A 21,137-nucleotide genomic window follows, 5' to 3' on the forward strand; every position below is an offset into this window, starting at 1 on the left:
CTTTGCGCTACGCCACGTGCATAGCTTTGTTTAAAATAAAATTCATTTGCTCTTTTTGTTCGCTAACGGTTTGCCCTAAAAAAGAGCGGGCAGGCAAATCAATTTGCCATGAGCTCTTACCTGATCTGCCCTTTAATTCGCGCAGTAAAAACCCAGCTTGATTAATACTTAAATTCTCTGTTATCCATTTAATGCTGGGGCGTTTGCTGCCCTTGCCTTTACCGCGCGGTATTGTGTAACCCTCGGCTATTAATGCCCGGGCTAAATTACGCGTGGCTGGCCCTTCTTTATTCTGTGCGGCTAAACCTTTGGGTTTACCTGCATCTAGGCTGACACCCTCTTGATGAGCGCGGGCTATTTTGCCGCTGTTGCCACCTCTAAAATAAACCCCTGCGCTATTGGCGCCGTAACGTACTTTCATGTTGCGTTTTAGCTTGGTGAGCATTTTCTTTTTTTTGCCGTTGGCTCTGCCTTGCCATGTTTTGCCTACCAGATCACGCTGCCCAGTAATGCGCTCTTTACTGCTTTTGTTTGCTGCACGTATTGCACTGCGCAATAGGTTGCGGCGTTTATTGGGCTTAAGCTGTAAAAACGCTAATTGGTCTTTACTGCGCCCTTCGTCAAATTTGACGTTAAGCACGGCTTACATGACCCTCAAGTGTGAACGCTTCAGCTATCCACAAGCTTTGCTCACCAAAGTCGTAACGGTTGTCGTTTAATTCAAACGGGCCGTTGGGTGTGTGTATTAGCTCGATGTCTTCACACAATTGGTTTATTGTTAGCTCAACTTCGTTGCTGTTGTCATCGTTTACGTCGGCGCTAAATTCAATATCGGTGCTGTCATAACGCCCGCCGTTGTTTTGCAGCCAAAATGAGGCAAAAGCACAAATGAGCGCAGCCGGCGCAAAGCATGGGTTGATACTGATCACCCCTGAGTAATAAAACCGCGCGGCTAATACGCCATTGCCGTTAATGGTTTTGCTGCTTGGCTCTATGCGGCCGCCTTCTATCCAGCTATCAAACTGGGTATCTAGCGCAAGCTTATGCCCTTGATATTCGGCGCTGGCTAAATGCTGTTTAAGCGTTGCTATTTTACTCTGGCTCATATCAGCGCTACCGATAAGTTAGGACTCAGTGCTTGCAGTAAACGCATGGCGTTTAGGCTTTCGCGTTGCCAGTGATCATAATTATCAATGGCCGTTTGGCTTTGTGCTGTTGCGTTGTCTCGGTGCGTACTGCCCAGCTTTGATACCAATAAATGCGCCTTAGCTTTGCTATACACCGCATCGTGATAAAACATGACTTGTTGTGCGTTTAGTGGGGTGCCGTTGGTGAGCTGAACATCTTCTAATTCTTGGTTAATTTCACCCTGTGCACGCTTTAGCTTTTCAACAAGCAGCGCACTTTTGCTGGCGTATTCTTGGGCAACGCCGTAGTGCTCAATAAAATACGCGGTGCTCAATGCTGGGTAATAGCCATTGCCTGGCACTTCAATATTGCTGCTTTGTAAATCTGCTTGTGGCATACCGCTTAAGTTCATATTGCACCTGTAAAAACACACATTAAATTGGGTGTGGGCGCCACTTAGTCACAGGACGTCAAACAACGAATGCTGACGAAGTGCTAAGTTGCCCACCGGCGTTGGAGCTGTTATTCGCTAACGATCCCTTTTAACTGTTTCGTTAGCTTATCGACTAAACCTTTAACCCCTGCTTTGTCGTTAATCGCTTGAGCGTGCTCTGCAAATAACAGTGCATTACCGTAGTTATGCTGGGCTGCATCAACCTTGGCAGCAATGGCGAACAATTTACCGCCCACGACTTCAAGGCCGTTCCAATCTTGATTTTTTACGGTATTGATCAGGCCGCGCAGTACGTAGCTAATATCAAACAAGCCTTGCTGCTTTGATTCTGTTAAGTAGTAATTTGCATCGTCATAGAGTTGGTCGATAACGAACGCAGGCCAATGCTTGGTATTAAATACCGTTGGCAGTGGTTGCTTTTGCTCAACCATAAATGGCAGGAGCTCTAACACAGCATCCCAGCGTTTAAGATCAACCAACCAAATAAACACCCATGCTAAAACCGTGTTCGGGTGGCACTGGCCGCTTAGTCGATATTGATTGATGTACCCTAGATAATCTTGGCGCTCTAACGCTTCTGATTTGTATGTCGCTTTGTCTGCAATATCAGTAAATGTTTTTAGTTGAGCTAAGTCAGATTCGATGGCCGCTGCATAAAGCTGGTACTCGGTTTGCTTAGTGATAGTGGTTGGCGCATTGGTTTCAGTGGCTGTTGCCGCGACCGTGGGCGCTTTTTTGTCAGTGCTTGTTGGTACGCTGCTTGCTGCTTTGGCTAATGATTTTTTGACTAAGCTCATTTAAAAACACTCTTTAATTTGGTGAAAAAAAGCCGCCCCAAAACAAGGGATACAGGGCGGCTAACTGCTGCTAAATAATCAGGCTGCTATGCCCACGCGTCGCCGGCGGCATTTGGTAACTTGATGCTGGTAGACTCGAAGTACATGACTTTTTCAAGGTCTTCGACGTAGTAGCAATCGTTGCGTGATAGGTAGTCTTCAACGCGCTTTTTCTTGGCGTTGTTTTCTACACTGGTACGCGTTGAGCCCGTTTGCACGTAGTGACTTAAATTGTCAAAACTGGTGACTAAAATGCCGCGAGCGGGGAAAAACGGGATTTTGTAAGTCATCAAACCGCCGTAGGTATCAATCACCTGTTGTAATTCAATCTTGGTTTTTTCACTTGGGGTATGTGCTTGCTTGGCGTACAGCTTATTTTTATCTTGCGCTAAAAGCTCGTCGCCAATAATAGCCACCATGTTTGCACGCTTATGCTCTGGAATACCTTGCAATGCATCGTGCACCGCTTGGTCTAAGTTCTCGTAATCGCCACCGGCACCAATGCGAATTTCGCCAGCGGTTGCGCCTTCACTAATTGCACGCTCGGGTGCATCGCGGCGAATTAACTGCAACCAACCAATGTTTACATCGTTCATCATTGGGTAGGCTGTAATATCAGTTGTCTCGGCTACGTGTGTACCATTCCAACCAATTTTAATAATGTCGAGTGCGATTGCTTGGCGAACGTGGTTACGATAGCGATTATGAAAATCAGGGAACTTAGACCACTGATCCATTTTCACCCATGTAATATGAATATCGCATTCTGTTGGGTAACAACGGTATTCACGTTTATCGAGCTTTGATACATCGCGGGTTTTACGCTCTTTAGTGTCGTCAGTTTCAACGCCTGCACGACCTGTCACGCCACCGTCTACACTCATGATCACCGATTGACCAACAAGGTCATCAACCGGCACAGTGTTGATCATCTGTAAAAATTCAGCGGACTCGTAAACGGCGTCGTATAAACGCTGCTCGGTTGTCGGCTCTACATTAAATTGCTCGCTCATTGAGGTAACGCCATAATTAACGGCCATGCCTGCCATAATGGCGACGAATAAATCTCTTGTTCTAGTCTTCATCTGCTTTCCTGCGTTTTGCTAAGTTGATTTAGGGTGAGTGCGTTTACAGCAATTGACTGTATTTGCCTTCTTCGCCTTCGGGTTCATCGTCGGCGTCAGTGGTATCACCCGCAGGTGCTTTTAATGCTTTTTCAAACTTATCGGTTAGCTCAGTAAGCAGCTTCTTAGTTGAAGATAACTCGTCTTTAACTTGGCTTAGCTCTGTGCTTTGCTCGCCTTCTGGCGGCGTTTCTTCGTCTTCCACTTGTGTGGTTGAAAACGAATCAAGCTTTGTTGTTAAGCCATCGAGCTTTTTACCAAACTCGGCAAGCGGTGTGCCGAGCGCGTCTTTTAACGCGGTCGCTAATTCTTCTGGTTTCATGTCGGACTCTTCCTGATTGAATGATAATAATCGTTTAAAAAAGGGTTTTTTAGGTGGTGTGTCGATTGGCTCACATGACCCTAAATCAACGGTTAATAAGGCGACGTCCGTGTCATCTGCTTTGCTCTTACTACTGAAATGGATACGGTCGGTATAGCAACTGGCTGGGTAGTCGGTCACGGCTAAACCAGTTAGGTAGGTTTTGCCAGAGCCCATAAAGTCGCGGCTAATTTCGATACTAAAGTAAACGGCTTGGTCTGCTTTGTTCAGCTCAACAAACCCTTGATTGGGGGCAAGCACGGCGTATAAACACACAACGCCTTCTTCGTTTTCATAGGCTTGTACGCTTACTACATCGCCCAACATGCCGGGAATATCTACGTTATGTAAGTTTTTAGCGGCCCAGCCTGACCAATTAAATTCGTGATCAATATTAATGCGGGCGCCGTATTTGCGCGGGTTGTAGGTTTCTACTATGTCGGCTACGTCTTGCTCTGATATTTCACGGCCGTCAACGGTCATGCCTACAGCGGCAATCGATAACGGTTTAGTACGTAGTTGACCTGGCATAAACAACCCTTTTTAAATGTGTTTAAGTTAAGCGTTTTGCTTTAAAGTAATTGCAGTTTGCACCCTCTTTCACATCCTTTCCAACGGTTTAACTTTTTGAAATTCCTATATTTAGCTTTTAGGAATGGCTAGGTTTTTGACTGACAGATTAAGCGCTTTATAACGAATACACTGCCGCTATGGATTAATAAACGCGGTGCAATATGAAGGCGAACTACGGACCAGACATCCGCAAAAAAGCACAAGACTTGTATGTTGTTGAGGGCTACACGGTGGACGAAATCGCCGAGCTTAACGAGATGCCAAGTGCGCGTAGCGTTCGCCGTTGGGCTGAGGCGGGAAAGTGGGAGGATATGTGCCCAAGCTATAACGCCGAGATGGCGTTTAGCAAACGCATTAATGTACTGGCCGATAAAGACAATAAAACCGACGCCGACTATAAAGAGTTAGATTTTTGTACGCGCCAATTATGCGCGCTTAATAAAAGCAAACTGGCCCCCGCCCCTAAACAACGCGCCAGTAATGACGATACGACTAGCAATAATAGCGGCGGCAATCATAACGGCAATGATAAAAAATCGAAGAAGAAAAAGAAGAACGATTGCTCAGACATTACCATTGAAATGCTCAATGCGCTTAAAGACACATTACTTTACTCGCACCAAAAACATTGGTTTGATAACCAAGACCACCGCGCCCGCTTTATACTAAAACCCCGCCAAATTGGCGCAACCTTCTATTTTGCATTCGAAGCCTTTTATGATGCGATAGTAAATGGCCGCAATAAAATATTTATATCCGCGAGCCGCGACCAAGCCGAAGTATTTAAAGCCAATATTGTAGCGCTGTGCCGTGAGCATTTTAATATTGAACTAACTGGCTCGCCTATGGTGCTAAATTTAGCCGGCGGAAAAACGGTTAAGCTGATATTTAAGTCAACCAATGCACGTACTGCACAATCAGAATCCGGCGACTTATACATAGATGAAGTGTTTTGGATACCTAAATACAAAACACTGCGCGGCCTTGCACAAGCCATGGCCACGCATAAGCATTTGCGTATTACCTACTTTAGTACGCCAAGTGTTACCAGCCACGAAGCGTATGATCATTGGAACGGTAAATGGTTTCGTAAAACCAAAGCCTGTAACGATCCTGAATTTGCTATTGATGTTAGCCATAAAAATTTAAAGCATGGCTTGCTGTGTGAAGACGGTATTTGGCGCCAAATGCTCACTGTGCACGATGTGGTAAATTCAGGCTTTGACCGCATTGATATTAGTGTACTTGAAAACGAATACTCGCTAGATGAGTTTAATAACTTGTTTATGTGTAAGTTTATTGATGATGCACACAGCGCGTTTAACTTAAAACAACTGATGAACTGTGTGGGTGATTCAACCAAGTGGACCGACTTTGATTTAGAGTATGAGCGCCCCTATGGTTTAAAACCTGTCGTTATTGGGTTTGATCCTGCCCGCTTTGGCGACAAAGCCAGTGTTGCCGTACTCAGCGCCCCGATGAAACCCGGCGAAAAATTCCGCCTGCTTGAAGCAATCGATTTAAGCGGTAATGACTTTGAAGCCATGGCCGCTGAAATAAAGCTCCTCACCGAAAAATACAACGTGGTACATATTGGCGTAGATACCACAGGCATTGGTTACGGGGTGTGGGAGCTTATCACTAAGTTTTACCCTAATGCAGAGCCTATCCACTACAACCCGATTATTAAAAACCGCATGGTGATCAAGGCAATCAACGTTATTCAAAACCGCCGTCTTGAGTTTGACCAGGACGCGGTAAATATTGCCAGCTCATTTATTAATATTCGCCGCAAAGTGGTTGGCGATCAAATTACCTATGCCACAAACCGCACCGCCACCACAGGCCATGCCGATATTGCGTGGGCAATTATGCACGCCATGTTATTTGAACCACTCGACGGCAACGCCCTTAACCGTCAAACCTCTGTAGGAATTGCAGCTTAATGACCAAACCACGATTACAAGTAAGTAACGGCCAAGCGCCTAACTACAATCAACGCACCGCAATGACCGATTCATTTAGCTTTGGTGATCCTGAGCCCTGTTTAGACAACCGGCTGACCGATTACGTTGGCGTGTTTAGTGACAGTAACGGCATTTATGCACCGCCCATTAGTTTGCACGGCTTAGTTAAGTTGCTGCGAGTAAATGCCCAGCATGGGCCCATACTCTACTTTAAGCGCAACATGATCTTAAAGTGGTATAAGCCAAACCCGCTATTGAGCCACCAAGCCCTTAGTAAGTTTGCGTTTGATTTACTGTGGAGCGGTAACGCCTATTTGCAGATTATTAAAAACGCCTTTGGGCAGGTTATTAAACTGCGCCATTTACCTGCCCTCACTATGCGTTATACCGATAAACGCGGGGTGTATGCGCAATTAAGTAATCAAAGCCACGAGCCTATTTATTTTAATGCGGGTGAAGTAATACACGTAAAAGAGTATGACCCCGCCCAAGGTATTTACGGCATGCCGCAATATTACGGCGGTATTCAATCGGCTTTACTCAATGAAGATGCCACGCTATTTCGCCGCCGCTATTACAAGAACGGCGCACACATGGGGTTTATATTTTCAATGGCTGACCCGTTCATGAGCCTAGAAGATGAAAACGCACTTAAAAAAGCCATTCAAGACAGTAAAGGCGTGGGTAACTTTAGGAGTTTATTTTTAAACTTTAGGGGACAAAAAGCCGATGCTGAAAAGTCATTAAAAATAACCCCAGTGGGCGACATATCAACCAAAGACGAATTTGAGCGCATTAAAAAAATTACCCTAAACGACATGCTCAGTATGCACCGTGCGCAAGAAGCACTCAGCGGCCAATCATCTGGCGACAGCCCCGGCTTTGGTGATTTAGACAAAATCACCCGCGCCTATTACAACAATGAAGTTGTGCCACTCCAACAAGATGTATTAGGGATCAACAACTACTTGCCTACTGCACAGCACATTGATTTTAAAGAGCCTGAATATTCAGACCTAAACCCAACAACCAAGGAAAGCGCATGAGCTGGATTGATGTTATCGAATTTATTAAACAATGGGGGCGTTTATTTATGTTGAGCTTTTTAGCAGCCGCAATCCAAATGTATTTGAGCAAGCGGCAGTTTACGTTTTTTCATTATTTTATGAGTGTGCTGATTGCGATATTTGCAGCCTATCTATCAGCCATGTTTTGCGAGTGGCGCGGGTTTGATGAAAACCTAAAAACAGGCGTGATTGGGGTAACCGCCTACGCGGCCCCGCACTTGCTTGAAGGGTTCGACAAGCTAATTAAAGCCTTTAGCAAAGACCCAAAAGCATTTATTAAATTGATCAGGGGGATAAAATAATGGGATGGCTTAAAACACTGGTTTCATTTATCACAGACCCAATAGCCGATTTAACCGGCGGCTATGTTGAGCGTAAACGCATTGCGGCAGAAATGGCCGCTGATGTAGCACGCGCTGAAAACAATTTCAAAATTGCCCAGTTTAATGCTAAAGCAAAGCGCTGCATGCAAGCCGAGCAAAACGACGCTGATTATGACCTACTGGTGCTGAAGAACCGCGACAAAACCATTATGGATGAAGTGATCATTCTATTCTTTTTGGGGTTGTTTGTGTGCCATTTTATACCTGCCATGCAACCGTATATGCAAAAAGGCTGGCAAGCCATGGGCTATAACGGCGCGCCCTGGTACTTTGAATTTGTGATTGTAGGTATTGCCGTTTCAACCCTTGGGTTAATGCGATTGTTTAGAGCATTTTGGGGTGGTCGAGAAAGGAAGAAAAAGCGCTATTGACTAGCGCTAAGTTTTTCTCGGTCAACTAGTGATTATAATAAGCAACTTATATCCATCAATATAAACAATGACTTAATTAAATCTAATGTTGAGAGACCTAGTTAAGTTTTATTATGTTGTCTTTTTCAGTTCTTCAAATAAATCTAAGTCTCTAATTTCTAGATAATCTAAACTAACAACATCGAAGTTGATGAAATTTGAACCTTGTTCGTGAGGCTTTGAATACAAAAAAATAAAAGCTCTTTTATCATCAGATTTTGAAATTTTTGTTAACCGCTTAATCACAAGGTTTTTGACTGGATAATTTTCTATTTGATTTTCAGACACAAAGAAAGATGGGGCTATTAAATTGTTATTGTTTGACAATTCACTTTTGAACCCAATACGATATGTTTTTTTCTCTTTTATGTGTTGAATATAAGCTACTCCCCAGTAAATTCTATATTCATCTGGTAATGCTGATATCTGCTGTTTGTAAACCCCTTTAAACAGTTCACTATAACTGATATCTTTACCATCTATATTTACATAATGCTCTGATAACAGCTTATCTTTTCTATAACGAATAAACTTCGTAACCAAAGATCTTACTGCATAATAATCAGAGCCTGCTTTAAGCTCACTCTCTCCATGCACCCTAGGTTTACGTCTACTTATAGCTCTATTTTTATTAGGGTTTCGTTTTCCATTTTCTTTTTTTGCAAACTGGTTTAATGGCCTATGTAGATTAAAGATATCGGGCTTTTGATCACTTTTTACAACCATTGAGGCACTTGATTCATATTCTGTACCAGCACTAGCTGATGGTTTTTTTCCTATAGTAGCATCGCATTTTTCTGAGTGGTTATACCCTCTAAAGTGAGGAGATTGCCTCATATCCTGTTTTTCAGCATCCATATTCACACAGGTAACTTTTGCATCACAATATTCACTAGGACATTCAAAAGCTGATTTACTAGAAATTACTTTTGCCCAATAAAGATCATAGGCAAGTTCAGCATCAATTATATCGTCATACTCTATGCAATAGGCTTCTTCTAATGATGCCAATTTAATTCCCCTAACTTTTTACTTATTAGATTACATAACCTGACTGTAGAATTAGTCTAACTCTCAAATTCAACTAAAAAAAGGGCTACTAAAATCAATTTCAATTTCAATTTCAATTTCCATTTCAATTTCAATTTCAAGTATCTTATTTATTTGCTTTATAACATGAAACAAATTCATTTCTTAAATCACAGCATGATTCTTCATGAACAGCTATAGTTTCCCAACCACACGAATCACAATACACTGTCTGCAAATTACACTTTAAGCATGATGAAATGGAAAATAATGAGATTTTACCATTGACCTCAAGCCCAAAACCACTCTCCCAACACAATAAACCGGGTACTTCTTTTCCATATTCATATTCACTCAAACATTGTGTGCAGATTTCAGGAAAATGGCCATATGTGTGTTCATTTATAGCACTTCGATATGCCGACTCCCAATCTATATGCTCTAAGGTTATTTGTTTAGGGAATTCTTTAACTCTTTGAATAGCAGATTTTGTAAAACCACTTGCTGAAACTAAAATACCAAAATCAGCACTCGTATCTTTGAACATACTGAGAAAAGACTCAACAGCCTTCAAGTCGATTGGTCTTGAATGGTTTTTGCACTCAATCATTGTTTTAAATTTATCATTTTCAACAAGGATATCGATTTGCCTTGTACCATCTGTGAATTTGCTATCAAGATTTGTATCTGGAATAACTTTTGTATTTATTGAATAACGTTCATTATGGAATATCTTAGAAATTAGCCACTCGTATTGTCGCCCTTTATCAATCCCATCTTTTAATAACATCTTTAACCCTTAAAACTTATCTGAGGATACTTTCCTTATTTTTATGTAGAAATCTCCCCATATCGTGAATTTGTATAAATAACAAACTAACTAATTTTTTACTAGCTTTAAATTTTATATAAAGAAGTCCAATTTGATTTTTTTGTTGTCACTTTATTGTCAAACATTGTCACTTTTTGACAATACGATCTTTTTAAAATCACTTACAGATCCTTTTGCTGGGCTGGCTGGCGATTAATGGCGTGTCACTGGGGTTGTCAATTTGACGCGTTTTTTACACGAAAGCGGAAGGCGAGGAGGAGTGAATTTTTCGCCCTTTTGGTTCTCAGCAGCTGGCCTTACGAGTCAACTAAATATAATGCTTTGTGCTTTAGAGCGGGACTAACCCGCTAATTAAATTAATGATGGATGAAGTCGTAAGGAATACTGAGGTTGATAGTAAAGCCTACAGTCAATTAAACTATTTATAGGCATTTATTGTTCAATTCTACTATATGTTGCGTCTGAATTTATATGTGGCTTGTAGTCATAATGATATGTAATTATTTCACGCGCCACAGCAGGAAACTCTATAGCTTCATCTTTCTTTCCCATAAAACAAATTGCTGCTACTTTGCAGATATCTTTCTGTCGTCTTTGGATGTACACATCTGGTGGTTCAGAAATATTGCATTCACCTTCATCAGCCCAATCACCCTCAAGGCTTATTTTTTTTACATACACGTCAAAGCCCTTTTTAAAACCAAGAGCCTCACGAACTTTTAGTAAGCATATACCTTCCACTATCAGATATTTCGATTTTTCATTAATAGCTTGACTAAGGCTATCTAACTTTATACTGCCAAAGTAAGAACCCTTATTCGGGACCAAGTAATCATCAACATGAATAACATTGTACTTTAATTTCTTTGCTAGCTCTGTTGCCAAATAACTCTTTCCTGAGCCATCCTTTCCATCAATCCAAATTATTGTAACTGCCGATAAATATCTAATATGCTTAATTAGATCTTCCATGCCTTACTCACTCATAAATATTGCTGCATAATGCTCCCTGCCACTAACTACCTTAGACACACTTAAAGTGAAGAGCCTGACTTACTATCTAATAATTTTCTTCTTCTAAATCAAGATTAATATTAATGTGTTTTGACTTATCAGGGTTAAATAAACCATCAGCAATATATTCATAATAGTCTGGCTGCCAATGGATTTGACCAATTTTAACTCTTTCGCCCCATTCATCCCATTTTTTCTTATTATCTGATGCCTCATAAGCTTCACTAAAACTAATACCGTGAACTTCTTTAAATCGCTTGTTAAATTCGATATTCAATAATCGCGCTTTATCATCTTCGAGTTTTCTAATTCGTTCATCTTTTGCACCAGAGTCTTTAACCGCTATATAAATAATTAAAACAATAAATCCACAAACAACAGCTTCAATAATCCAACCCATATTTAGTCCTTTGAATTAATATAAATTATGCTCATATTTTACAGCTGCTTTATGGTTTGTCACAAACTAAATCACTGTATATAATAACAGTGTATTTTATTAACGATTGGTAGTTATTATGGCGCGGGTTACTTGTCCAAATTGTGAAGTTAAAGCAATAATTACGTCTCGTGAAAAGCAAAGCGCGCATGTGGTTAATTTATATTGTTCGTGTACTAACACTAAAGAGTGCGGGGCTACGTTCCGCATTACCCAGTCGTTTGATCACTTCTTAAATCCTCCGGTTAAAAGCACCCAAGAACTGGCCGCAGCACTTATTAAAAATTTACCGCGTGAACAACAATTAGAATTAGTTGGTTTGTAAATTAGCGTTGATATAAAAAAGGGCCACATCCAATGTAGACCCTTTTTTAAGATTTGAAGTTTTTAACTATAAAATAGTCACTTTTAAAGTTAGTCCCTTTTGTGGGGTTTACAACTAATTCTGAATTATTTCTTTTCCTGCATTTTTTCATACACCGTGATAAACGCTTTGATTATTTCATCCATATTTTCAACTGTTTTAAGCTCGCAAGTCTGCTCTGATTTTGTTATCTTTTTTTCCTCATCAGCCTTAGTTGGTGTATAACTTGTCGTAGTTTTACAAACTTGAACTGGTTTTGCTAACTCCACTAAAAACCGAATTTTTTCCGTTTCATAGAATGGTTTTAATTCTTTTTCCAACAATGTAAAAGATTCAGAAAGCGTAATACCTACTTGCCTAGAAAACTCAGCCTTATTTAACTCATTTTTTATTATTTGAAGTGTTTCATCTTTTTTAGCTAAAAGTTCCGAATTACCACTTTTTATTTCCGGAAAAGCAATCTTAGCGATTTCAAGGTAAGTCGCTAAATTCACTTCATCATCTTCCAGTAAAGCTATTGTTGAGCCTTTCAGCTCGGTATTTATGGCTTTCAAGTTATCATTTACTTTGCTTATAAGCTCTGGTGATATTCTAGCTTTCGTCTCTTTATCTATATTTAACTGACCATTTAATGCATTCTGGCAAAGCGCGAATACGCTATCTCTAAATAATTGAACTGTCTGAGTTCTTCTATATAGCTGTGTGATATTTTGGGATATAGACTTTGATAAGCTTGCTGCAATATCTGCTTTATCTTCTACTTTTGCCTCAAACAAAGCTGTGAATGCTTCTGATATTGTATTCGCGGCCTCCGGTGGGGGCTCAACGCAAACTTGACCACTTTTTAAATTGAGAATAGCAACCCTTCGGTTTGCATCTGTGGCCGATATAGCAAAGCCACTTTGTTTATCCTCATCAAGCTCTAGCTTATTGGTCAGCATTGGGTTTTCTCTTGGAGGTGTGAAATAAGAACAACCCGCCAAACTTAAAGCTAAAACAGTAATAAATATACGCTTCATAATAATCCCTTAACAGTGACGTTTTTTAGAATAATAGTCTGTATTTGCAACAGTGCAATTTTTTAAGGTATAAACTAAGCCATCATACCCAATGCCCACCAGTCGTTATCGCTAACTGCTGATGCGCTACCTTCGTTTACTAAAGTTGCTAGGTCCCAATCGCCAATGGTGATCAGGCCGTTATTGTTTTGTGTTGAAATGAGTGTTGTGCGCCCGTCTATCTCTGCATACTTATAAACTTGCGCTATAAATTCTCGGGCTTTGTTCCAATCTTCATCAGTGACTAACCAACGGCCATCTTTTAGGCTGTTAGTTTTGGCTGTTGCCTCAATCGCTAAACGTTTTTCATGCTTAAGTTGCGCTGCGTCGTCTAATACTTGTAATTGGCCGTCTCTAACTTGGTAAATTTGGCCGTTTGTCACGATCCTTTTACCGTTATTTAGATCCTTTATTAGATCATCAAGAGCATTTTTTGAAGAACCCACCATATCGAGTAACAACTCGGCGCTAGAGCCCACGGCTATAGGCGTACAGTTATTACCACTAGACCTAGACCAAGATAGGTCGGCTGCGCCGACGTTGGTGCTAGCCTTAGCTGCAATTTTCTCTGCTGTGCCCTTGAGTTGTCTTGTCCATTCGATAAGGCGCGTTTTTAAGCTGGTTGCATCCGTTACGTTATGCACGTTATTAAACAAACGTGTAAGTACGGCTTTGTAATCAATGTTGGTGACAACGCCTTTAATGCGGCGTACTGCTTCGGCGTAGTCGTTGCCCATTGGGGTATCTTCGTACATTGATTTGAAATTAGCGGCGCGGCCAATACACATGCCACCCTGTAGTTTTACGTAGTCTTTCCAGTTGGCGGTATCTGCAGCATGGCGAATAGGTTCTATTACTTCGTCTTTTACAGCGGTGCGCATGCGGCGCAATTCGCGGTAAACGGTGACGCTTGGCGAACCCTGAAACTGAAATTGTCGAATATTCCACGTGCTCGCCCACGCTAAAACGGGGTTAGCCTGCTCTTGCAGGTTCTCGCCTGTTTCAGCGTCAACGTGATCGGTCAGCATATAGCCATCAATATTTTTACTGATGTATTTAGCAATGTAGGCCGCTGCACTGCCCTTGCTTTTATCGAGCTTTACAGCGTCAAAGCGTGGGCTAAAAGTACGGTAAAATTTGGTAGGCGCTTTATGGTTTTTCGCCTTAAAATTTTTAGGTTCTCTGTTCTCAGCTTTAGCTTTTTCGGCTTCTTCTTTATTGCGCTGTATAGCTACTTCGTTAGCCTTCTTTTTAGCAAAGCCCCATGCGCTGCGCTTTTGTTTATACAGTTTAAATACGTGGGTTTTCTCAGTATGAGCACGATATTTAACACAGGCCTCAACGGTTTTGATGTGTGTACCGTGGGTATTTATATCTACAAATTTGTTGAATACTTTTGCTCGAGTAAGCTCTGGGCCATAACGATCGTAAAGCTCGGTTTTGTCTTCTTGGATAAAGTACCAACGCAAAATAGCGTTGATTTCTTGAAGCTTATTTTTTGGCATAAATAACATCATGTGCCAATGCGGGCAACCGTCGGCGTGTGGCTCAACTACGCGCACACCAAAGTATTTAAGGCCACGGCGATTAAGCTTAGAACGGGCACGCGCCCATGTTGTAGTTAAATAATTTTGTGCATCTTTAGGCGTTGAGCCATCCCACGTATTTGCATTAGCATGAAAACGTGCTGGGCATGTAATGGTGTAAAACATAGCAACATAGCCCATTTCGTCGGCTAGTTCCTCGGTTTCACGGATGCGGAGCATTAGCTCATTACGGCGGTTTGCTGGGTTTGCCATGCCGCTTTTTACGGCTTCAATTAGGTCAATTACATCGCCGTTGTCGGCTTGTAGTTCCATCATTTCTAAGAATTGACGGCCGCTGGCTTGAGCAAAGCTAAATTCACGCTGTGCTTGTTTTGATGAATATGGGCTAATACCACGGCGTTTAGGCTTTTTGCTTTTTTTGTCGTGGTAAAGGTCTTTACCCACTTGACCGGTGGCTATTTCAAGCAGCTCTAAAAACTGTTTGCGCAGGGTTTTTAATTGCCGTGCCCACCACTTGTCGCAGTGCATTTTAAGCAAGGCAATTTCAAAGCACGCTGGCGGTAGGTCGTCTTCATGCATGTTATAAAACGGCACATTCACACCAAACGATTTAGCATGATCGGCTACTGCTTCATACGTAAGGCGTACTATTTTTTCATAGCTTAGGCGCTGGTGTTCTTCGCTTACATCAAGGGCTATTTGCACACATTCCATCGCAAGCGTGCCTGCGTGTTTTTTGGTTTTTTCAATACTGCTTAAAATATGCCATGGTAATGGCATATTTTGAGTAATACTAAACAGCACGCCAAAGCGTGGTTTTAATCTGACAATAACGCGACGTAGCCATTTATTTGCACGAACCTGGCTACCCGCCTTTTTTTGGTTATAACGATCAATGTACTTACGAGCCATGCGACTTTGCAAAGGCACAGGAACGCTTTGTAAACCACGCGCTAAAAAGTTGTGGTCGTCAATATCGCTAATAGACGAAATTAAGCCCTTAGCTATACCAGATAGTCTAAGGGCATCAAGATCGAGCGGTCTAGGGTTAGCCATTTATTAGTTAAGCTCGATTAACTCAGGTTCGCCATGTACTTGTGCCGCATCAAGTGCCATAGCCATTTGGTCGTACACTGGCGCGTATACGTCATGTACATCAACAATCATTTTCACGATTGGCATCAAGTCAGTAAGGCAATTTTCACACTCCATCAGCGTGCAAACCGTTGGTCGTTTGTTTAAATTACGAATAGTAAAGTTGGCTTGTTCGATAGAGTGCTCAATAATATTTCTTACTAAATTCTGTTTTTTGAATAGATCTTGGTCTTTGATGGTGTTCATTTTTAGTATTCCTTGGGAGTTAAATTACAAATAGGTTTGGTGTGAGGTTTTCTTTTGCCGTTTTGCAAAATACAAAGTGGGCGTATTCAATTGAATCAGTTTTCCATGGGCATTCAGGGTTAAAGCCCGGGCGCTTGTGATGAACAAACACAGATTGCAGCGGCATGCTTTGCCACATTTCAAAGCGCTTTTGTGTGCCCAACCAATTAAGGCGTTGCAGCATGATCACTAAACCGTGTGGTTTAACATACGTAAGCGCGTTATTTAAAAACTCTTGAGAGATACTAAACGGTGGATTAGTGATCACAGTGTCGTATTGCTCTTGGCCTTCACAACTTAAAAAGTCGTGCCCTTTATTACTGGCGCGGCTATCTGTACGAATATCCCAACTTTCAACATTAAAATAACCATGCGTATTTAATACAGCTGGGTAGCTCATTTCATATTTATCGCAACCGCCGGCACTTGGGTCGAGTATGTCATTACCTAAATCAAGTGGCGTTTTAGCATGTGGGCTTGCAGGATTTACAGCGTCTAAAAATTCACTGATCAACCAATGAGGCGTTACGTAATAATCATCTTTGTTACTTACTGTGCCACGATTTCTTGAACTCATGATCAACCCCTAGTGTGCTTGCGCTGGTTGTTGCGGTTTTTTAGTAACGCTAAAGTCTCGTTTTTGTAAAAAGCGAGCTGGTGACATTGCATTAGCATCTACAAATGCGGTTACTATTTCTTGAAGTTGCAAAACTGCTTGGTGAATTTGAATGCGCTGTTCTTTATTAAACTCGTGATAACTTTTTTCGGTATCCGCTTTAGTTAACCCTGCCGAGTAACACACGATCACTTGCTGCTTTTTAGTTAAATGTGTATACACGTATTCAGCTGTGTGGCGATCGCTGCCCAGTAAGGCTTTAATCTTTGCAAGACCATCAGGCATAGGTTTAGCATCTACCGATTTCAGTGATACTTTTTTAGATTGCTCGCCTACTTCAGTGCTAACGCGATTTTTTAAAATTTCGATTGCTGCATTTGCCATAACTTATTCACCTCACTCTAATTTATTTAAAAACCCTCTTTGTTCTGGTATGTTGCAAGTGCGAAATATTCACAAACCAAAACAAAGAGGAAAACCTTATGTTTGATCACCAATCTGTTTCACTAATTGATAATGCAAAATTTATTAAAACAGCCAAAAAGGTACTAACAACCCTGCAAGATAAATTCCCTGAAGCAGTTCTCTTCGAACAAAAAAAAGCAGTAATTGGTACGCTTACTTTTTTAACCTTTGAAAAATACGTAGCGCTTGCGGCTGATAACGAACACTATGTAATTACTCAAAACGGCGTTGAATTTTTAAAAGAACTAGAATTAGATACTTCAATTCAAACTACCGTTGGCCTTGCAGACTAAATAGCCAACTCAGCATCAAGCAGCCCTTTTATAAAACGATTTAATGTGGCTGCTTTATCTTCGTTGCCTTTTAATGCTTTTGAATATTTGATGGCATTCACAATAGCCACGGCTTGTTCCGTCACTGGTAAATCAACAAATTTACTGAGTGGTTTAGGTTGTTTTTTAATAACGTTAAAATAAGCAGCAATAGCTAATCCTAATGTCCGACCAGAAAACCCCTCTTCGTAAGGTAATAAACCTTCAAAGATTGCTTCTAATTTTTTAATTCTTAGCTGAGTAACAGCCATTACTTGAATTTCTTCTAATCGTGCATTCAAACACTCGACTTGCTCATTATCATCAGCGGCGTTTTTAATTCGCTTTTCTACAGATTCAATATCTTTCATTATGAAATCTGGCATTTCATAATCGTCGCTTAAAACAACGTCCAATAATGGGTCTTTTTCAGTAGTCATTGCCTTACCCCTAGTTATTTACTTGCTGTTGGTACTGGGTTCTAAACGCTATTAGCTCGTTAATGCGGTAATAGTTGCTTTTGCCGAACTGCACAGGTTTTGGAAAGCTGTCTAGTTTATTAAGCTTCCAAAACTTGGCATGGGCACAACCCATAACTTCCATTGCTTCGCGGGTGTTTACTAGGCGGTCTTTTTGCTCTTCAAGCTCCGTGCGCAATTGAATGTTTTCTTGCAGTAATGCAAACAACACCGCTTTTGCGTCTGGGTGAATATCTAATAATATGATTTGTTGTTCAGTGCTCATGCTGCACACTCCTGTACCTGTTTATTTAAAATCCCTCTTTGTTCTGGTAAGTTGTAAGTGCGAAAAACCACCAACCAAAACAAAGAGGAAAAACTCATGTCAAACCGAATTTTGAGCGACTGCATAAAAGCGCTAACAAGCCGTGATACACCCATTAAAGGGATTGATGACGCACTTGAAGAGTCAAAAGCAAAAAGCTTATTTAAAGCACTCCACAAAAAAGGCTTTGTCTTTGATGAAGATGAAGTGCTCGCGCTGGCTATCGAAAACAACTGGCCTGAAAAACACGCCAAAAAGCTAGCGAAACTTGCGCAGCACATTGGTGATGGTCGCTCTGTTAAAATGCTTCGCAAAATAAGCTGGGGTGAAACCGCCGCAGAAAAAATCATAAATAATCACCGGGGTAATTAAGATCCCATTTTGAATCGTGCCAACGAACGGCTAAATCAGTCATTTGTAGTGGCGTGAATTTTAAGTGGAATGCCTCACCATTGGCGTTTAGCAGCGCTTTAAACTCTACAGCTGCTAGCGCCGCTTGCTCTGCTATTGTTAACTCACTGTCAGGTTTTAAGCTCAGCTCGTTTGGTATATCAGATGCCAACCACTCATCTATAAAGCCAAGTAAATGCTTTAAAAATCCATCTATACCGCCAAAACGGGCAGCGTATTCAGGGTCATACCTTGCTTCCCAATACTCAGCAACGGCCTGGCAAAGCTTGTCGGTAAGTGTAAACGCGTCGAACTGGCGCAGCATGTCTGTAAGCACGCTAATATCCATTACATCAATTGGGTCTACTTCAATTTCATTACTCATGCTGCATCTTCCTTTTTGCTTTTTTGATGATCGGCTAGTAAATCGTTTACCGATACTTCACCGTTAGTTAGTTCTGAAATACGCGGAATGTATTTCGCTGGCGCTTGCTTATTGGTGTTAACCCAGTGCCAAACATGACCCTGCTTTAAACCAAAAGACTTTGCAGTCTCTGTTTGACCGCCGATTATTTCTACAGCTCTTTCGATTGCACTCATACCAACACCAAATGTTAATTTAATTTGTATTCTACAAATTTATACAAATATAATTTGTTTGTCAATACGCATTTAATTTGTAATTATTAATAAAACTTGTATTTAAGCAATGTTCTTTGCTGAATACCCTTTAAATTACTAGGATGTAACGCGTATGAGTCTTGGAAAAAGAGTAAAAGAAGAAAGAAAGAAACTTGGTTATACACAGATAAAACTTTCAGAGGTTTCAGGAATTACACAGCAAACACTTCAAAAAATTGAAGATGGCACAACTAAAAACCCTCGCAATATTGAAGCACTAGCTAAAGCGCTCCAATCTGCTCCTGAATATTTACGCTTTGGCATTAGCGATAACATTAATAACAACGTTTCGCCAGGACCAACAATTAAAGCCACCGCCCCACTTATCAGCTGGGTGCAAGCCGGTGCATGGTCAGAAATAAGTGAGATTAAAGCGTATGACGCAGAGCGTTATATGTGCCCGGTTAATTGCAGTGATCTAACCTTTGTCTTAAAGGTGCAAGGTATTAGCATGGAGCCAAAGTTTGATGAAGGTGATTTGATTTTTGTAGACCCTGAAGCCGAATGCATCCACGGTTCATACGTAGTAGCCCGCCTAGACGACGACAACCAAGCTACATTTAAACAGCTAATAATCGAAGGTGGCCACAAATTCCTAAAAGCCGCCAACCCCAACTGGCCAGAACAACTAATCCCCATTAATGGTAATTGCACGTTGGTTGGTAAGGTAATATTTACGGGTAAGTCACTTTAGAACAAATAATAACAATAAATTTAAGGGACTAATGATGTTTTTTGAAAATGAAGAAATCTCTCAACAATTAACTCAGGCAAGAGCCGCGTTAACATTTAAAGACTACGGCGAGTTTAAAAATACATTCAACCTACCTGGCGTTAATAAACTATTTTTTAAAATGCTTCAAGATATTATTACCACTATAACTTGTATCCAAGAAAACCCCTCTCATTGGGATAAACGATTTCAACTTAGCATTGAAGCTTTTGGCTCAAAATTTATAGAAACGTTAAACCTCATATCAGGAGAACTAATAAATAATGGAAAACTAAACAATATTAGAGAGTCTTACTTAACACACATAGAAAATTTATATTTACACTGTTTGTATTTCACCTATGAAGCAGACTTTAATTCTGATAGTAATAATAGATTAAAACACACAGCTCTTTATCCTGTTATGTATAATGTAGAAAGCATATTAAATGACGGTTTTTTGAGCAGCGATTCTAGAGATAACATCAATAAAACCTTATCTTTTGCACCCTATAATTTACTTAAAAAACTATATCACTCTGCTGATATGAAAAATCTCGTTAACTTTGATGAAAAGCATAATGATGTTAATATATTAATGACAAAAATTGATAATAAATCTAATGAAGTAGACAAAAAAATATCTGACTTTCAAACTGAATTAGAAGAAAAAGAGACAATAGTTACAAGTCTCAAAGAAACGTTAGATAAACATGAAACTGCTTTTAACTTTGTAGGTTTATATGACGGATTTAATAAACTGTTAAAAACAAAAATTTTAGAATCTAGGATACTGTTAGGCTCATTGGTTACAATGGGTATCATTATGATAGTTCCATTATTATGCACTATTTTTGGCTGGCTACCTGAAAATATACTAAAAGACGAAGAAGCAATTTCTCACTTGTTGAAACTAGTTCCATTTATTTCGTTAGAAGTGTTACTGATTTATTTTTTTAGAGTAATACTCCAAAGCTATAAATCAGTAAAAGCCCAAATACTTCAAATTGAGCTAAGACAAACCCTTTGTCAGTTTATTCAAAACTATGCTGATTACTCTAAAGACATTAAAAAAGATGATCCCGCTGTTTTAGAAAAGTTCGAAAATCTTATATTTAGCGGGATTATCAGCGATGCTGAAAACCTCCCGAGCACATTTGATGGCATGGATCAGATAGGTAAACTATTTAGCACACTTAAAGGTAAGGGATAG

Annotated in this window: 28 protein-coding genes; 9 read left to right on the forward strand and 19 right to left on the reverse strand. The window is 40.6% G+C overall.

From position 1 onward, the window contains the following. Positions 1–7 precede the first annotated feature (7 nt). The 6 genes from HJP15_RS07400 to HJP15_RS07425 form a co-directional block, all read right to left on the reverse strand. The gene (locus HJP15_RS07400; protein ID WP_170173376.1) at positions 8–640 is read right to left on the reverse strand and encodes a phage virion morphogenesis family protein; all 633 of its coding nucleotides are present in this window, start codon (positions 638–640) and stop codon (positions 8–10) included. Next, positions 633–1,106 carry a phage tail protein gene (locus HJP15_RS07405; RefSeq protein WP_170173377.1) on the reverse strand — a complete coding sequence of 158 codons (474 nt, stop codon included), beginning with the start codon at positions 1,104–1,106 and terminating at the stop codon, positions 633–635. Before HJP15_RS07405 ends, HJP15_RS07400 begins: the two co-directional genes overlap by 8 nt. After that, positions 1,103–1,540, reverse strand: coding sequence for a head completion/stabilization protein (locus HJP15_RS07410; protein WP_170173378.1), 438 nt, complete (start codon positions 1,538–1,540; stop codon positions 1,103–1,105). The genes HJP15_RS07405 and HJP15_RS07410 overlap by 4 nt, the downstream gene beginning before the upstream one ends. A gap of 110 nt (positions 1,541–1,650) precedes the next feature. Then, positions 1,651–2,379: a phage terminase small subunit gene (gene gpM / locus HJP15_RS07415; protein ID WP_170173379.1), complete on the reverse strand. Its 729-nt coding sequence runs from the start codon at positions 2,377–2,379 to the stop codon at positions 1,651–1,653. An 86-nt stretch (positions 2,380–2,465) separates the two neighbouring features. Next, positions 2,466–3,503: a phage major capsid protein, P2 family gene (locus HJP15_RS07420; protein WP_170173380.1), complete on the reverse strand. Its 1,038-nt coding sequence runs from the start codon at positions 3,501–3,503 to the stop codon at positions 2,466–2,468. 43 nt (positions 3,504–3,546) lie between these two features. Continuing rightward, complete coding sequence (locus tag HJP15_RS07425) at positions 3,547–4,434, reverse strand: GPO family capsid scaffolding protein (protein WP_170173381.1); 888 nt, start codon at positions 4,432–4,434, stop codon at positions 3,547–3,549. A gap of 203 nt (positions 4,435–4,637) precedes the next feature. Here HJP15_RS07425 and HJP15_RS07430 point away from each other — a divergent pair, with 203 nt between their 5' ends. The 4 genes from HJP15_RS07430 to HJP15_RS07445 are packed head-to-tail and all read left to right on the forward strand — an operon-like array spanning position 4,638 to position 8,264. Beyond that, positions 4,638–6,422 (forward strand): terminase large subunit domain-containing protein, encoded by a 1,785-nt coding sequence (locus tag HJP15_RS07430; protein ID WP_170173382.1) that lies wholly within the window; start codon positions 4,638–4,640, stop codon positions 6,420–6,422. Then, positions 6,422–7,489 (forward strand): phage portal protein, encoded by a 1,068-nt coding sequence (locus HJP15_RS07435; RefSeq protein WP_064435942.1) that lies wholly within the window; start codon positions 6,422–6,424, stop codon positions 7,487–7,489. The genes HJP15_RS07430 and HJP15_RS07435 overlap by 1 nt, the downstream gene beginning before the upstream one ends. Further along, positions 7,486–7,812 (forward strand): phage holin family protein, encoded by a 327-nt coding sequence (locus HJP15_RS07440; RefSeq protein WP_170173383.1) that lies wholly within the window; start codon positions 7,486–7,488, stop codon positions 7,810–7,812. The genes HJP15_RS07435 and HJP15_RS07440 overlap by 4 nt, the downstream gene beginning before the upstream one ends. Continuing rightward, positions 7,812–8,264, forward strand: coding sequence for a hypothetical protein (locus HJP15_RS07445; protein WP_170173384.1), 453 nt, complete (start codon positions 7,812–7,814; stop codon positions 8,262–8,264). The genes HJP15_RS07440 and HJP15_RS07445 overlap by 1 nt, the downstream gene beginning before the upstream one ends. 111 nt (positions 8,265–8,375) lie before the next feature. On the opposite strand, the gene HJP15_RS07450 is transcribed toward HJP15_RS07445, so the two are convergent. The 4 genes from HJP15_RS07450 to HJP15_RS07465 form a co-directional block, all read right to left on the reverse strand. Then, positions 8,376–9,314, reverse strand: coding sequence for a hypothetical protein (locus tag HJP15_RS07450; protein WP_170173385.1), 939 nt, complete (start codon positions 9,312–9,314; stop codon positions 8,376–8,378). Between the two features lie 145 nt (positions 9,315–9,459). Then, positions 9,460–10,122 carry a restriction endonuclease gene (locus HJP15_RS07455; RefSeq protein WP_170173386.1) on the reverse strand — a complete coding sequence of 221 codons (663 nt, stop codon included), beginning with the start codon at positions 10,120–10,122 and terminating at the stop codon, positions 9,460–9,462. A 474-nt stretch (positions 10,123–10,596) separates the two neighbouring features. Further along, positions 10,597–11,136, reverse strand: a complete 540-nt coding sequence (locus tag HJP15_RS07460) for a hypothetical protein (RefSeq protein WP_170173387.1) — start codon at positions 11,134–11,136, stop codon at positions 10,597–10,599. Positions 11,137–11,224: 88 nt separating this feature from the next. Beyond that, on the reverse strand, positions 11,225–11,578 hold the full coding sequence (locus tag HJP15_RS07465) for a hypothetical protein (protein ID WP_170173388.1): 354 nt from the start codon (positions 11,576–11,578) through the stop codon (positions 11,225–11,227). 118 nt (positions 11,579–11,696) lie between these two features. Here HJP15_RS07465 and HJP15_RS07470 point away from each other — a divergent pair, with 118 nt between their 5' ends. Beyond that, a complete protein-coding gene (locus HJP15_RS07470) occupies positions 11,697–11,942 on the forward strand; it encodes an ogr/Delta-like zinc finger family protein (protein WP_170173389.1) in 246 nt (81 codons plus the stop codon). A gap of 125 nt (positions 11,943–12,067) precedes the next feature. Here HJP15_RS07470 and HJP15_RS07475 read toward each other — a convergent pair whose 3' ends face one another. The 5 genes from HJP15_RS07475 to HJP15_RS07495 all read right to left on the reverse strand — a co-directional run bounded on the left by HJP15_RS07475 (position 12,068) and on the right by HJP15_RS07495 (position 16,966). After that, positions 12,068–13,000: a hypothetical protein gene (locus HJP15_RS07475; RefSeq protein WP_170173390.1), complete on the reverse strand. Its 933-nt coding sequence runs from the start codon at positions 12,998–13,000 to the stop codon at positions 12,068–12,070. Between the two features lie 74 nt (positions 13,001–13,074). Then, complete coding sequence (locus HJP15_RS07480) at positions 13,075–15,642, reverse strand: replication endonuclease (protein ID WP_170173391.1); 2,568 nt, start codon at positions 15,640–15,642, stop codon at positions 13,075–13,077. Between the two features lie 3 nt (positions 15,643–15,645). Beyond that, positions 15,646–15,927 carry a hypothetical protein gene (locus HJP15_RS07485; RefSeq protein ID WP_170173392.1) on the reverse strand — a complete coding sequence of 94 codons (282 nt, stop codon included), beginning with the start codon at positions 15,925–15,927 and terminating at the stop codon, positions 15,646–15,648. Positions 15,928–15,946: 19 nt separating this feature from the next. Next, positions 15,947–16,543, reverse strand: coding sequence for an SAM-dependent methyltransferase (locus HJP15_RS07490; protein WP_170173393.1), 597 nt, complete (start codon positions 16,541–16,543; stop codon positions 15,947–15,949). Between the two features lie 9 nt (positions 16,544–16,552). Continuing rightward, positions 16,553–16,966 (reverse strand): hypothetical protein, encoded by a 414-nt coding sequence (locus tag HJP15_RS07495; protein ID WP_170173394.1) that lies wholly within the window; start codon positions 16,964–16,966, stop codon positions 16,553–16,555. Positions 16,967–17,064: 98 nt separating this feature from the next. On the opposite strand from HJP15_RS07495, the gene HJP15_RS07500 reads away from it, so the two are divergent. After that, positions 17,065–17,340, forward strand: coding sequence for a hypothetical protein (locus tag HJP15_RS07500; protein ID WP_170173395.1), 276 nt, complete (start codon positions 17,065–17,067; stop codon positions 17,338–17,340). Here HJP15_RS07500 and HJP15_RS07505 read toward each other — a convergent pair. Then, on the reverse strand, positions 17,337–17,798 hold the full coding sequence (locus HJP15_RS07505; RefSeq protein WP_170173396.1) for a hypothetical protein: 462 nt from the start codon (positions 17,796–17,798) through the stop codon (positions 17,337–17,339). The genes HJP15_RS07500 and HJP15_RS07505 overlap by 4 nt on opposite strands. A 10-nt stretch (positions 17,799–17,808) precedes the next feature. Further along, positions 17,809–18,102: a helix-turn-helix transcriptional regulator gene (locus tag HJP15_RS07510; protein ID WP_170173397.1), complete on the reverse strand. Its 294-nt coding sequence runs from the start codon at positions 18,100–18,102 to the stop codon at positions 17,809–17,811. Between the two features lie 96 nt (positions 18,103–18,198). Here HJP15_RS07510 and HJP15_RS07515 point away from each other — a divergent pair, with 96 nt between their 5' ends. Further along, complete coding sequence (locus HJP15_RS07515; RefSeq protein ID WP_170173398.1) at positions 18,199–18,513, forward strand: DUF1889 family protein; 315 nt, start codon at positions 18,199–18,201, stop codon at positions 18,511–18,513. On the opposite strand, the gene HJP15_RS07520 is transcribed toward HJP15_RS07515, so the two are convergent. Together HJP15_RS07520 and HJP15_RS07525 are read right to left on the reverse strand one after the other, a co-directional pair. Further along, positions 18,488–18,916 carry a hypothetical protein gene (locus HJP15_RS07520; RefSeq protein ID WP_170173399.1) on the reverse strand — a complete coding sequence of 143 codons (429 nt, stop codon included), beginning with the start codon at positions 18,914–18,916 and terminating at the stop codon, positions 18,488–18,490. The two genes, HJP15_RS07515 and HJP15_RS07520, sit on opposite strands and share 26 nt — an antisense overlap. Continuing rightward, positions 18,913–19,131 (reverse strand): YdaS family helix-turn-helix protein, encoded by a 219-nt coding sequence (locus HJP15_RS07525; protein ID WP_039037853.1) that lies wholly within the window; start codon positions 19,129–19,131, stop codon positions 18,913–18,915. Before HJP15_RS07525 ends, HJP15_RS07520 begins: the two co-directional genes overlap by 4 nt. 154 nt (positions 19,132–19,285) lie before the next feature. On the opposite strand from HJP15_RS07525, the gene HJP15_RS07530 reads away from it, so the two are divergent. Then, a complete protein-coding gene (locus HJP15_RS07530) occupies positions 19,286–19,906 on the forward strand; it encodes a LexA family protein (RefSeq protein WP_039037854.1) in 621 nt (206 codons plus the stop codon). Positions 19,907–19,937: 31 nt separating this feature from the next. After that, the gene (locus HJP15_RS07535) at positions 19,938–21,137 is read left to right on the forward strand and encodes a hypothetical protein (protein WP_170173400.1); all 1,200 of its coding nucleotides are present in this window, start codon (positions 19,938–19,940) and stop codon (positions 21,135–21,137) included.

Origin of the sequence: Pseudoalteromonas sp. NEC-BIFX-2020_002, from assembly GCF_013002825.1 — a bacterium.
Classification (GTDB): Bacteria; Pseudomonadota; Gammaproteobacteria; order Enterobacterales; family Alteromonadaceae; genus Pseudoalteromonas; species Pseudoalteromonas neustonica.

Excerpts from the sequence above, each read along its gene's own strand:
- HJP15_RS07405 (WP_170173377.1), bottom strand. The coding sequence starts at position 1,106 with ATGAGCCAGAGTAAAATAGCAACGCTTAAACAGCATTTAGCCAGCGCC.
- HJP15_RS07410 (WP_170173378.1), bottom strand. The coding sequence starts at position 1,540 with ATGAACTTAAGCGGTATGCCACAAGCAGATTTACAAAGCAGCAATATT.
- gpM (WP_170173379.1), bottom strand. The coding sequence starts at position 2,379 with ATGAGCTTAGTCAAAAAATCATTAGCCAAAGCAGCAAGCAGCGTACCA.
- HJP15_RS07420 (WP_170173380.1), bottom strand. The coding sequence starts at position 3,503 with ATGAAGACTAGAACAAGAGATTTATTCGTCGCCATTATGGCAGGCATG.
- HJP15_RS07425 (WP_170173381.1), bottom strand. The coding sequence starts at position 4,434 with ATGCCAGGTCAACTACGTACTAAACCGTTATCGATTGCCGCTGTAGGC.
- HJP15_RS07430 (WP_170173382.1), top strand. The coding sequence starts at position 4,638 with ATGAAGGCGAACTACGGACCAGACATCCGCAAAAAAGCACAAGACTTG.
- HJP15_RS07435 (WP_064435942.1), top strand. The coding sequence starts at position 6,422 with ATGACCAAACCACGATTACAAGTAAGTAACGGCCAAGCGCCTAACTAC.
- HJP15_RS07440 (WP_170173383.1), top strand. The coding sequence starts at position 7,486 with ATGAGCTGGATTGATGTTATCGAATTTATTAAACAATGGGGGCGTTTA.
- HJP15_RS07445 (WP_170173384.1), top strand. The coding sequence starts at position 7,812 with ATGGGATGGCTTAAAACACTGGTTTCATTTATCACAGACCCAATAGCC.
- HJP15_RS07455 (WP_170173386.1), bottom strand. The coding sequence starts at position 10,122 with ATGTTATTAAAAGATGGGATTGATAAAGGGCGACAATACGAGTGGCTA.
- HJP15_RS07460 (WP_170173387.1), bottom strand. The coding sequence starts at position 11,136 with ATGGAAGATCTAATTAAGCATATTAGATATTTATCGGCAGTTACAATA.
- HJP15_RS07465 (WP_170173388.1), bottom strand. The coding sequence starts at position 11,578 with ATGGGTTGGATTATTGAAGCTGTTGTTTGTGGATTTATTGTTTTAATT.
- HJP15_RS07470 (WP_170173389.1), top strand. The coding sequence starts at position 11,697 with ATGGCGCGGGTTACTTGTCCAAATTGTGAAGTTAAAGCAATAATTACG.
- HJP15_RS07475 (WP_170173390.1), bottom strand. The coding sequence starts at position 13,000 with ATGAAGCGTATATTTATTACTGTTTTAGCTTTAAGTTTGGCGGGTTGT.
- HJP15_RS07480 (WP_170173391.1), bottom strand. The coding sequence starts at position 15,642 with ATGGCTAACCCTAGACCGCTCGATCTTGATGCCCTTAGACTATCTGGT.
- HJP15_RS07485 (WP_170173392.1), bottom strand. The coding sequence starts at position 15,927 with ATGAACACCATCAAAGACCAAGATCTATTCAAAAAACAGAATTTAGTA.
- HJP15_RS07490 (WP_170173393.1), bottom strand. The coding sequence starts at position 16,543 with ATGAGTTCAAGAAATCGTGGCACAGTAAGTAACAAAGATGATTATTAC.
- HJP15_RS07495 (WP_170173394.1), bottom strand. The coding sequence starts at position 16,966 with ATGGCAAATGCAGCAATCGAAATTTTAAAAAATCGCGTTAGCACTGAA.
- HJP15_RS07500 (WP_170173395.1), top strand. The coding sequence starts at position 17,065 with ATGTTTGATCACCAATCTGTTTCACTAATTGATAATGCAAAATTTATT.
- HJP15_RS07505 (WP_170173396.1), bottom strand. The coding sequence starts at position 17,798 with ATGACTACTGAAAAAGACCCATTATTGGACGTTGTTTTAAGCGACGAT.
- HJP15_RS07510 (WP_170173397.1), bottom strand. The coding sequence starts at position 18,102 with ATGAGCACTGAACAACAAATCATATTATTAGATATTCACCCAGACGCA.
- HJP15_RS07515 (WP_170173398.1), top strand. The coding sequence starts at position 18,199 with ATGTCAAACCGAATTTTGAGCGACTGCATAAAAGCGCTAACAAGCCGT.
- HJP15_RS07520 (WP_170173399.1), bottom strand. The coding sequence starts at position 18,916 with ATGAGTAATGAAATTGAAGTAGACCCAATTGATGTAATGGATATTAGC.
- HJP15_RS07525 (WP_039037853.1), bottom strand. The coding sequence starts at position 19,131 with ATGAGTGCAATCGAAAGAGCTGTAGAAATAATCGGCGGTCAAACAGAG.
- HJP15_RS07530 (WP_039037854.1), top strand. The coding sequence starts at position 19,286 with ATGAGTCTTGGAAAAAGAGTAAAAGAAGAAAGAAAGAAACTTGGTTAT.
- HJP15_RS07535 (WP_170173400.1), top strand. The coding sequence starts at position 19,938 with ATGATGTTTTTTGAAAATGAAGAAATCTCTCAACAATTAACTCAGGCA.